The following is a 10064-nucleotide window of genomic DNA, read 5'->3' on the forward strand; positions in this document are numbered from 1 at the left end:
GTCTAGACCTGGATGCCGGGCTCGGTGGACGCGATCGTCAGCAGCCGCCCGGACGCCGGGTCGTACAGCTCGGCGGCCTCCCCGGGCGCCTCCGTCTCCCCCTTGTCGAGGACGAAGTTGTGGTCGTAGCCGGACCCGACCTTGCGGGCCGTGCGGAAGTCGAAGCGGGAGTCCGTCACGTCCCGCAGCTCACCGGTCGGGATCAGTTCCTCGTCGACCGGCGTGAACCGGGAGGCGGCGAGTCGGAGTTCGTGGCCGCCGGCGCTGCCCGAGCCGCTCAGGTTGAAGTAGCTGTGGTTGGTCAGGTTGACCAGGGTCGGAGCGTCCGTCTGCGCCTCGTAGGCGATCCGCAGCGCGCCGGACTCGTCGAGCGTGTACGTCGCCGAGACCTCCAGCCGGCCGGGGAAGCCCTGCTCTCCGTGCGGGCTGACGCGGCTGAGCCGCACACCGTGTCCCACCCCCTGCGCGTCCCAGACACGCTTGTCGAAGCCGTGCGGGCCACCGTGCAGGGAGTTGCGTCCGTCGTTCGGAGGCAGGGCGTACGTGAGGCCGTCCAGCGGGAAGCGGGCCCGCGCGATCCGGTTCGCGTACCGGCCGACCAGGGCGCCGAGGAACGGCTCCGGGTGCGCCAGATAGCCGTCGAGACCGGCGAACCCCAGCACGACGTCCGCCGCCCGCCCGTCGCGGTCCGGGACCTCGACGGACTGCACGATCCCGCCGTACGTCAGGACCCGCACCCGCACCCCGGCACGCTCCAGCGTCCAGCGGTGGACCGGGGTGCCGTCGGAAAGTGCGCCGAAAAGTTCACTCATGTGGGAAACCCTAGGCCACGGGTTCGTCGGCCGTGACTCTCCGGTACGCGATGGCGGCGAGCCGCGCCTGCCCGTCCGGGCTCGGATGGAACCAGTCCCAGTGGCTCAGCTGATCGGTGCCGAACTGGTAGTCGAACACCGCGCCTCCGTCGAAGCGGCACCGGCGGTCCTTCGCGCAGACCTCCTCCAGCGCCTTGTTGTACGCCTCCACCCGCCGCTGCACCTTGTCCCGGCGCATGGTGGCCGCCGCGGCCAGATCGTCCGCGTCGCCCAGCATCGACGGACAGATGCCGAGCTTCCACACCTGCTTGCCCAGCGGGTTCGTGCGGCCCTGCGACCACAGCCGCTTCAGGTTCGGCACGCTCGCCACGTACACCTGTGCCTTCGGCAGCGACTCGCGCAGCGTGCTCATCGCCTCCTCGAACTGTGCGCGGAAGTCGGCCACCGAGGTCATCGCCGAGGCCCTGGCCCGGCAGGCGTCGTTGGCCCCCGCCATCACCGTGACCAACTGGGGCCTGCGGGTGGCCGCCTGCGCGATCTGGTCCGGCAGGTCGGCCATCCGGGCCCCGGTCACCGCGTAGTTCCAGCTGTTCTCGGCCGCCTTCGTCCGCCCCAGCAGCCGCACCGCCAGGCTGTCGACCTGGGCGCTGGTGCCGGTCGCCCAGGACACCTCGGGGCAGTCGGACAGCACCGCGCACGCGTCGAAGCCCCGGGTGATGGAGTCGCCGACGGCGGCGATCGAGGACGGACTGCGGTCCCACACCGAGGCGGCCCGGGCCTTGGTGACGCCCGGCGCGGGGGAGCTGTCACCCACGGCGTCGCAGCCGGCGGCACCCAGGACGGCCGCCAGCACGACGGTGAGGACGGCCCGTGACCGCCGTCGTCGGTTTCGCATGCCCTGGTCCATCCCCTTTTCGTGCCGTCATGGTCCCCAACCCATAACAACGCGCCAGGGTTCCCGGCGGGCGGCATGCAACGGCTCACACCCGTACAAGCGTCCCCCTGGGTGAATGGCGGAGTTTCCTGGCACCGGGACCGACGGTACGTCACACTCCTTGCGCCGCCGCACGGTAGCCTCGCCATCAACGCGGCCGTCGCGCCACTGCCGCCCGCCAGTCAGCAAGATGTCCCGCTCTGCCCGGAGGTTCCGGTGACGACACGTGGAGTTCTGTACGTGCACTCCGCGCCGCGCGCGCTGTGCCCGCACGTCGAATGGGCCGTCGCCGGGGTGCTCGGCACACGCGTCAACCTCGACTGGATCCGGCAGCCCGCGGCACCCGGCACCTGGCGTTCGGAGTTCTCCTGGCAGGGCGAGGCCGGTACCGCCTCCAAGCTGGCGTCCGCGCTGCGCGGCTGGCACCTCCTCAGGTTCGAGGTCACCGCCGAGCCTTGCCCCACCGCCGAGGGCGAGCGCTACAGCTGCACCCCCGACCTGGGCATCTTCCATGCCGTCACCGGCATACACGGTGACATCCTCATCCCCGAGGACCGGCTGCGCGCGGCCCTGGTCCGCAGCCGGCGCGGTGAGACGGATCTGGAGGCGGAGCTGTCCAAGCTCCTGGGGAAGCCCTGGGACGACGAACTGGAGCCGTTCCGGTACGCGGGAGAGGGCGCCCCGGTGCGCTGGCTGCACCAGGTCGTCTGAGACGAGCGCACGCGAAGGGGCCTCCACCGGCCGGTGGAGGCCCCTTCACATGCCTGCGGGCGCTTCTCAAATCGTCCGGAAGGCCAGCACCACGTTGTGCCCGCCGAAGCCGAACGAGTCGTTCAGCGCGGCGATACGGCCCTCGGGCAGCTGACGCGGCTCGCCGCGGACCACGTCCGCGTTGACCTCCGCGTCGAGCTCGTCGATGTTGATGGTCGGCGGCGCGACACGGTTGGCCAGGGCGAGGATCGACGCCACGGTCTCGATGCCGCCGGCACCGCCGAGCAGGTGGCCGGTCATCGACTTGGTGGCGGAGATCGCCATGTGGTCGACGTCGTCGCCGAACACCTTGCGCAGGGCCTTGATCTCGGCGACGTCGCCCTGCGGGGTCGAAGTCGCGTGCGCGTTCACGTGCACGATCTCGGCCGGCTTGAGGTCGGTGTTGTCGAGCAGGTTCTGCAGCGCGTGCGCGATGCCGTTGCCGGACGGCTCGGGCTGCGTGATGTGGTGACCGTCGGACGAGATGCCCTGGCCGACGGCCTCGACGTAGATCCGGGCACCGCGGGCCTTCGCGTGCTCCTCGGACTCCAGCACGATCACGCCGGCGCCCTCGCCCATCACGAAGCCGTCGCGGCCGGAGTCGTAGGGACGGGACGCGCCCTGCGGGTCGTCGTTGTTCTTGGACATCGCCATCATGTTGCCGAACGCGACGATCGGCAGGGGGTGGATGGCCGCCTCGGTGCCGCCCGCGACGACGACGTCGGCGCGGCCGGTGCGGATCATCTCGATCGCGTAGCCGATGGCCTCGGCGCCGGAGGCGCAGGCCGAGACGGGGGTGTGCACACCGGCACGGGCACCCAGCTCGATGCCGACGTTGGCCGCCGGGGAGTTGGGCATCAGCATCGGCACGGTGTGCGGGGAGACCCGGCGGACGCCCTTGTCCTTCAGGACGTCGTACTGGTCGAGGAGCGTCGTCACGCCGCCGATGCCGGAGGCGATGACCGCGCCCAGCCGGTCGGGGTTCACGGACGCGTCCTCACCGGCCTTGGCGGTGAAACCGGCGTCCTTCCAGGCCTCCTGCGCCGCGATCAGCGCGAACTGCGCGGACCGGTCCAGCTTGCGGGCCTGCGGGCGGGGGAGGATCTCGCCCGGTTCGACGGCGATCTGCGCGGCGATACGGACCGGCAGTTCGGCCGCCCAGTCCTGCTCCAGGAGGCGGACGCCGGACTTGCCGGCGATCAGGGCCTCCCAGAACGATGCTGCGTCGCCACCCAGCGGTGTGGTTGCGCCGATACCGGTGACGACCACGGTGCGATTGGTCGGGCTCACGGGAATTCTTTCTCCAACGGATACGGGAGGGCTACCCCCGCGTCAGCGGGGACTACGGCGCCACCGCCGGGTGGCGGGGCCTTGCAGCCTCGGGCCTAAGTGGTGGCTCAGGCCTGGTGCTTGAGGATGTAGTCGGTGGCGTCACCGACGGTCTTCAGGTTCTTGACGTCCTCGTCCGGGATCTTGACGTCGAAGCGCTCTTCGGCGGCGACGACGACCTCGACCATGGACAGCGAGTCGACGTCCAGGTCGTCGGTGAAGGACTTGTCCAGCTGGACGTCCTCAACCGGGATGCCGGCGATCTCGTTCACGATGTCGGCGAGACCGGCGACGATCTCTTCCTGAGTGGCGGCCATGTCAGGCGCTCCTTCTTCGATATCCAGACGGGTTTCTGGCGCCCGCCGCGTCGGCGGCAGGTATTTTGCGGTTCCCGCACCGGATCGCATGATCCGGCACGGAGTGCCTAGGGGAGGGTAACGACCGTGGCGGCGTAGACGAGACCCGCCCCGAATCCGATGACGAGCGCGGTGTCGCCGCTCTTCGCCTCGCCGGTCGCCAGGAGCCGCTCCATCGCGAGCGGGATCGAGGCGGCCGAGGTGTTGCCGGTGGTGCGGATGTCGCGGGCGACCGTGACGTGCTCCGGCAGCTTGAGGGTCTTCACCATCGAGTCGATGATCCGCACGTTGGCCTGGTGCGGGATGAAGACGTCCAGGTCGTCCGAGGTGATCCCGGCGGCGTCCAGCGCCTGCTGCGCGACCTTCGCCATCTCGAACACGGCCCAGCGGAAGACCGCCTGGCCCTCCTGCGTGATCGCGGGGAACTTGACGTTGCCCTCGCTGTCCAGGGGCAGCTCGGCCAGGTCGCCGATCCGGAAGCGGTCCCACGGGACGGTCTGCTTGATGGTCTCGGACTTGTCGCCTTCGGAGCCCCAGACGGTCGGGCCGATCGCCGGTTCCTGCGAGGGGCCGACCACGACCGCACCGGCACCGTCGCCGAACAGGAAGGCCGTCGCGCGGTCCTCCAGGTCGGTCAGGTCGGACAGCCGCTCGACACCGATGACGAGCACGTGCTCGGCCGAGCCCTCGACGATCATGCCCTTGGCCAGGGTCAGTCCGTAGCCGAAGCCGGCGCAGCCCGCCGAGATGTCGAAGGCGGCTGCCTTGTCCGTGCCCAGCTTGTCGGCGATCTCGGTCGCGACGGCCGGGGTCTGGCTGAAGTGCGAGACGGTCGAGACGACCACGGCGCCGATCTGCTCGGCGGAGATGCCCGCGTCGGCGATCGCCTTGCCGGAGGCCTCGACGGCCATGGCGGCCACGGTCTCCTCCGGGCCGGCCCAGTGCCGGGTCTCGATGCCGGAGCGCGAACGGATCCACTCGTCGGACGAGTCGATCTTCTCGAGGATCACCTCGTTGGGCACCACGCGGGTCGGGCGGTAGCCGCCGACGCCGAGGATGCGCGCGTACGGGGCGCCCTTGCTGGGCTTGATCTTCGACATGATCGGTACGGCTCCTTAGGCGTCAGGCGTGCTCGGAGATGAGCTCACGGGCCGCATCGAGGTCGTCGGGGGTCTTGAGGGCCAGCGTCTTGACGCCGGGCAGGGCGCGCTTGGCCAGGCCGGTCAGCGTGCCGCCGGGGCACACCTCGACGAGCGCGGTGACGCCGAGCTCCTTGAACGTCTCCATGCACAGATCCCAGCGGACCGGGTTGGCGACCTGACCGACCAGGCGCTCGAGCACCTCGGCGCCGCCGTCGACCGTCCGGCCGTCCTTGTTGGAGACGTAGGTGACCTTCGGGTCGGCGGGCACGAGCGCGGAGGCAGCCTCGGCCAGCGCCTCGACCGCGGGAGCCATGTGGTGCGTGTGGAAGGCGCCGGCGACCTTGAGCGGGACGACCTTGCGGACGCCCTCGGGCTTGTCCTCGTTCAGCGCGGCCAGCTGCTCCAGCGTTCCCGCTGCGACGATCTGGCCCGCCCCGTTGATGTTCGCCGGGGTCAGACCCAGCTTCTCCAGGTGCTTGACGGACACCTCGGGGTCGCCGCCCAGGAGCGCCGACATGCCGGTCTCGGTGATCGCCGCGGCCTCGGCCATGGCCAGACCGCGCTTGCGTACGAGACTCAGCGCGGCGGTGTCGCCCAGAACGCCCGCGAAGGCGGCCGCGGTGATCTCGCCCACGCTGTGGCCCGCGACCGCGCCCGGGAGCACGTCACCGAGTGCCGTGGCGGACAGGATCCCGGCGGCCACCAGCAGCGGCTGGGCCACCGCGGTGTCACGGATGGCGTCGGCGTCGGCCCGGGTGCCGTAGTGGACGAGGTCCAGGCCGATGGCGTCCGACCATGCGGAGACGCGATCGGCCGCACCGGGGAGGTCGAGCCAGGGAGTCAGGAAGCCGGGCGTCTGGGCGCCCTGGCCGGGAGCGACGAGTACGAGCACTCTCACACTCTCTCTTGGGGACGGCCGGGGCCGCCCGTGGGGACAGGGACGAAGAACACGAAGGGGTTTTGTGGGCCCCCGACAAAATCCTAGGGTTGGGGATCTCCATCGGCCAGACGTCCCAGGATCAGCGCGATCCGCAGCGTGAACGCGGATCGTACATCGGATGGCGACCACCCGGTGACGTCAGTCACACGTCGGAGCCGGTAGCGCACGGTGTTCGGGTGAACGAAGAGCATTCGCGCCGCACCCTCCAGGCTGCTCGCCTGCTCCAGATAAACACTCAAGGTTTCCAGGAGCGCCGACCCCGCCTCTTCCAGCGGTCTGTAGATCTCCTCCACCAACTGCTCGCGGGCGCTCGGATCGCCCGCGATGGCGCGCTCCGGCAGCAGATCGTCCGCCAGTACCGGCCGTGGCGCGTCCTGCCAGGCGGAACAGGCCTTCAGACCCGCGGCGGCGGCCTGCGCGGACCGGGTCGCGGCCAGCAGATCGGGGACGACGGGCCCCGCGACCACCGGTCCGGCGGCGTACGGCCCGATCAGCGACCGGGCGACGGCGATCGGATTGTCGCTGCCGCCCGCGATGACGACGAGCCGGTCCCCGAGCACCCCGGTGAGCACCTGGAGCTTGGCGTGCCGGGCGGCCCGGCGGATGGCCTCGACCGTGAGTTCGGAGTCACCGTCCGGTGCGGTCCCCAGCACGACGCACACGTGCTCGGGCGAGTTCCACCCGAGGGCGGCGGCCCGGCTGACGGCACCCTCGTCGGCCTCGCCGCTGAGCACGGCGTTGACGACCAGGGACTCCAGCCGCGCGTCCCAGGCACCGCGTGCCTCGGCGGCCTGGGCGTACACCTGGGCGGTCGCGAAGGCGATCTCCCGCGCGTACACGAGCAGCGCCTCGCGCAGCACACCCTCGTCGCCCGGAGCGGCGACCTCGTCGATCGCGCTCTCCATGACCTCGATGGTGGTCCGCACCATCTCCACGGTCTGGCGCAGTGTGATCGCCCTGGTCAGCTCGCGCGGCGCGGTCCCGAAGACGTCGGTGGAGATGGCCTGCGGGGCGTCCGGGTGCCGGAACCACTCGGTGAAGGCGGCGATACCCGCCTGGGCCACGAGCCCGATCCAGGAACGGTTCTCCGGAGGCATGGCCCGGTACCACGGCAGGGTCTCGTCCATGCGCGCGATGGCCTGCGCGGCGAGACTGCCGGACGACTTCTCCAGCCGCTTCAGGGTCGCGGAGTGCGTGTGGACGTCGTGCGTTGCGTGTTCGGGTTTGCGGGATTCGGGTTCGGGCACGGGACAAGACTGCCTTATCCGGACGGGAGCCTGCGCCGCCGGGTCGCACCCGAGGTCTACGGTGGTGCCGTGATCGACGTACGGCGCGCCGCGGAGCGCTACCGCGGAGGGGACCCCGAGGCCGGGATCGACTCCCGCCACGCCTTCTCCTTCGGCCCGCACTACGACCCCGGCAACCTGCGCTTCGGCGCGGTGTTCGCCTGCAACGAGGAGCGGCTCGGCCCGGGGGCCGGCTTCGACGAGCACCCGCACAGCCACACCGAGATCGTCACGTGGGTGGTCGAGGGTGAGCTGACGCACCGCGACTCGCAGGGCCACGAGACGCGGGTCCGGCCCGGAGACGTCCAGCGCCTGAGCTCGGCGGGTGGCGTCCGTCACGTGGAACGCAACGAGGGGGACGTCCCCCTGACCTTCGTGCAGATGTGGCTGGCCCCGCTGGACCCCGGCGGCGACCCCGGTTACGAGATCGTCCGCGGCATCGCCGACTCCACCCCGTACGCCGTCCCCGAGGCAGGCGCGATGCTCCACGTACGGCGCCTGGTGCCCGGGGAGCGCACGGCGGTGCCGGACGCGGCGTACGTGTACGTGCACGTGGTACGGGGCGAGGTCCGGCTGGACGGGGAGGCGCTGGGACCCGGGGACTCGGCACGGATCACCGGGGCGAAGGACCTGGAGGCGCTGGCCGCGGCGGAGGCCGAGCTGCTGATGTGGGAGATGACGGCCTAGCGGTGTGGCCGCCCGGCCGGGGCAGGCGTGTCTGCGTCAGGCTCTTCGGGCGGGGGAGCCCGCAGGCGGTACGGGTGGGCGCGGCGGTACCCGGCAGTGCCGGGCGGCGCGACCGCCGGACCTCAGCCCCGCAGCTCCGCCAGCACCGCGTCGGTGAACACCGGCCACGCCTCGACCGCCCACGGCCCGAAGGCCCGGTCGGTCAGGGCGACGCCCGCAGCGCCCGCCGCGGGGTCGATCCACAGGAACGTGCCGGACTGGCCGAAGTGCCCGAAGGTCCGCGGGGAGGACGAGGAGCCCGTCCAGTGCGGCGACTTGGCGTCCCGGATCTCGAAGCCCAGCCCCCAGTCGTTCGGGTTCTGGTGCCCGTACCCCGGCAGGACGCCCTTGGTCCCGGGGAACTGCACGGTCATCGCGTCCGCGACCGTACGGGGATCCAGCAGCCGCGGCGCCTGGACCTCGGCGGCGAACCGCAGCAGGTCGTCCACCGTCGAGACGCCGTCCTTCGCGGGGGAGCCGTCGAGCGAGGTAGAGGTCATGCCCAGCGGCTCCAGGACCGCCAGCCGCAGGTACTCCGCGAAGGGGATGTCCGTCGCCTTGGCGATGTGGTCCCCGAGCTGCTCGAACCCGGCGTTGGAGTACAGCCGCCGCTCCCCGGGCGGCGCGGTCGCCCGGTGCTCGTCGAAGGCCAACCCGGAGGTGTGGGCGAGCAGATGACGGACCGTCGACCCGGCCGGCCCGGCGGGCTCGTCGAGCTCGACCGCCCCCTCCTCGTACGCGACGAGCGCCGCGTAGGCGGCGAGCGGCTTGGTGACCGAGGCCAGCGGGAAGCGCTGCCCGGCCGGACCGTGGGTCCCCAGGACCGTGCCGTCGGCCCGTACGACACCCGCCGCGGCGGTGGGAACGGGCCAGTTCTCGATCAGCGTGAGGCTCTTCAACGACATGCCGTCGAGCCTAAGCGCCCCCCACCCCCGCCCGCACCGAGGGGCCCGCACCCCGTGCCCCCCACCGGTCGGCAGCTTCTCCGGGGCCCGCGGGACGCACGCCCCGCCCGCGGCGCCGGTCGCGCCGAGGAGCGGAGCGACTTCTTACCGGGTTCCGCTTGCTTGGAGTGCACTCGAAGGCCATAGCGTGGGCACCATGACGGTGATGCAGACCTCGCCCGCGGCCACCGAGCAAACCCCGACCCCCGTGGACATCTGCGCCGCCCCACCCCGGCGGCACCCGCGTCCGGACGGCCAGGACACCTACACGATCAGCGAGGTCGTCGCCTTCACCGGGCTGACCGCCCACACCCTGCGCTGGTACGAGCGGATCGGACTGATGTCCCACATCGACCGCTCGCACACCGGCCAGCGCCGCTACAGCAACCGCGACCTCGACTGGCTGGACTTCGTGACCAAGCTGCGGCTGACCGGCATGCCCGTCGCGGACATGGTCCGGTACGCGGAGCTGGTGCGCGAGGGCGAGACCACGTACCCCGAGCGGCAGGAGCTCCTGGAGTCGACCCGCAGGGACGTGCTGGCGCGGATCGCCGAACTCCGGGACACCCTCGCGGTACTCGACCGGAAGATCAGCTTCTACGCGGACGGACGGAACGCCTAGCGGCGGGCTACAGCTCCGACAGCAGCTCGGCCTTCTTGGCCGAGAACTCCTCGTCCGTCACCAGCCCGGCCCGGTGCAGTTCCCCGAGATGACGGATGCGCTCGGCGATGTCGGCCGGGTCGCGGCGCCCCGCCGCGGCCGGGACCGCCGCCGGGCCCCTCGCCCCGCCGGCCCCGCCGGACGCCGCCGCGAAGGGGGGCGACACGGGGTCGGGGGCCGATCC

Annotated in this window: 11 protein-coding genes and 1 pseudogene; 3 read left to right on the top strand and 9 right to left on the bottom strand. The window is 71.6% G+C overall.

The window, feature by feature from the left end; genetic code table 11:
- Positions 1 to 5: 5 nt before the first annotated feature.
- Positions 6 to 812 (bottom strand): annotated as a pseudogene (locus ACFW2E_RS03640) (aldose epimerase family protein); the annotation flags it as partial.
- A gap of 10 nt (positions 813 to 822) precedes the next feature.
- The gene (locus ACFW2E_RS03645) at positions 823 to 1707 is read right to left on the bottom strand and encodes an SGNH/GDSL hydrolase family protein (protein WP_384460780.1); all 885 of its coding nucleotides are present in this window, start codon (positions 1705 to 1707) and stop codon (positions 823 to 825) included.
- A gap of 255 nt (positions 1708 to 1962) precedes the next feature.
- Between ACFW2E_RS03645 and ACFW2E_RS03650 the strand changes: the two genes are divergently transcribed.
- Positions 1963 to 2457 carry a DUF3145 domain-containing protein gene (locus ACFW2E_RS03650; RefSeq protein WP_384460783.1) on the top strand — a complete coding sequence of 165 codons (495 nt, stop codon included), beginning with the start codon at positions 1963 to 1965 and terminating at the stop codon, positions 2455 to 2457.
- A 66-nt stretch (positions 2458 to 2523) separates the two neighbouring features.
- Here ACFW2E_RS03650 and fabF read toward each other — a convergent pair whose 3' ends face one another.
- The 5 genes from fabF to fasR form a co-directional block, all read right to left on the bottom strand.
- Positions 2524 to 3786, bottom strand: coding sequence for a beta-ketoacyl-ACP synthase II (gene fabF, locus ACFW2E_RS03655; RefSeq protein ID WP_384460786.1), 1263 nt, complete (start codon positions 3784 to 3786; stop codon positions 2524 to 2526).
- A gap of 107 nt (positions 3787 to 3893) precedes the next feature.
- Entirely contained in the window at positions 3894 to 4142 is a 249-nt protein-coding gene (locus ACFW2E_RS03660) for an acyl carrier protein (RefSeq protein ID WP_015660680.1), read from the bottom strand.
- A gap of 107 nt (positions 4143 to 4249) precedes the next feature.
- Positions 4250 to 5281, bottom strand: a complete 1032-nt coding sequence (locus ACFW2E_RS03665; RefSeq protein WP_384460790.1) for a ketoacyl-ACP synthase III — start codon at positions 5279 to 5281, stop codon at positions 4250 to 4252.
- Between the two features lie 22 nt (positions 5282 to 5303).
- Complete coding sequence (locus ACFW2E_RS03670) at positions 5304 to 6215, bottom strand: ACP S-malonyltransferase (RefSeq protein ID WP_384460793.1); 912 nt, start codon at positions 6213 to 6215, stop codon at positions 5304 to 5306.
- An 89-nt stretch (positions 6216 to 6304) separates the two neighbouring features.
- Positions 6305 to 7510 (bottom strand): fatty acid biosynthesis transcriptional regulator FasR, encoded by a 1206-nt coding sequence (gene fasR, locus ACFW2E_RS03675; protein WP_384460796.1) that lies wholly within the window; start codon positions 7508 to 7510, stop codon positions 6305 to 6307.
- Between the two features lie 72 nt (positions 7511 to 7582).
- On the opposite strand from fasR, the gene ACFW2E_RS03680 reads away from it, so the two are divergent.
- On the top strand, positions 7583 to 8236 hold the full coding sequence (locus tag ACFW2E_RS03680) for a pirin family protein (protein WP_384460892.1): 654 nt from the start codon (positions 7583 to 7585) through the stop codon (positions 8234 to 8236).
- Positions 8237 to 8358: 122 nt separating this feature from the next.
- Here the strand turns inward: ACFW2E_RS03680 and ACFW2E_RS03685 are convergent, their stop codons facing one another.
- Entirely contained in the window at positions 8359 to 9180 is an 822-nt protein-coding gene (locus tag ACFW2E_RS03685; RefSeq protein ID WP_384460798.1) for a serine hydrolase domain-containing protein, read from the bottom strand.
- Positions 9181 to 9376: 196 nt separating this feature from the next.
- Between ACFW2E_RS03685 and ACFW2E_RS03690 the strand changes: the two genes are divergently transcribed.
- The gene (locus ACFW2E_RS03690; protein WP_384460801.1) at positions 9377 to 9841 is read left to right on the top strand and encodes a MerR family transcriptional regulator; all 465 of its coding nucleotides are present in this window, start codon (positions 9377 to 9379) and stop codon (positions 9839 to 9841) included.
- A gap of 7 nt (positions 9842 to 9848) precedes the next feature.
- On the opposite strand, the gene ACFW2E_RS03695 is transcribed toward ACFW2E_RS03690, so the two are convergent.
- The coding region (locus tag ACFW2E_RS03695; protein WP_384460804.1) for an SHOCT domain-containing protein at positions 9849 to 10064 on the bottom strand (216 nt) is incomplete at its 5' end.

The organism is Streptomyces sp. NPDC058964 (genome assembly GCF_042741275.1).
Lineage (GTDB): Bacteria > Actinomycetota > Actinomycetes > Streptomycetales > Streptomycetaceae > Streptomyces.

What these genes read in the sequence shown, in the direction of transcription:
- ACFW2E_RS03645 (WP_384460780.1), bottom strand. Translation starts at nt 1,707, where the DNA reads ATGCGAAACCGACGACGGCGGTCACGGGCCGTCCTCACCGTCGTGCTG.
- ACFW2E_RS03660 (WP_015660680.1), bottom strand. Translation starts at nt 4,142, where the DNA reads ATGGCCGCCACTCAGGAAGAGATCGTCGCCGGTCTCGCCGACATCGTG.
- ACFW2E_RS03665 (WP_384460790.1), bottom strand. Translation starts at nt 5,281, where the DNA reads ATGTCGAAGATCAAGCCCAGCAAGGGCGCCCCGTACGCGCGCATCCTC.
- ACFW2E_RS03685 (WP_384460798.1), bottom strand. Translation starts at nt 9,180, where the DNA reads ATGTCGTTGAAGAGCCTCACGCTGATCGAGAACTGGCCCGTTCCCACC.
- ACFW2E_RS03690 (WP_384460801.1), top strand. Translation starts at nt 9,377, where the DNA reads ATGACGGTGATGCAGACCTCGCCCGCGGCCACCGAGCAAACCCCGACC.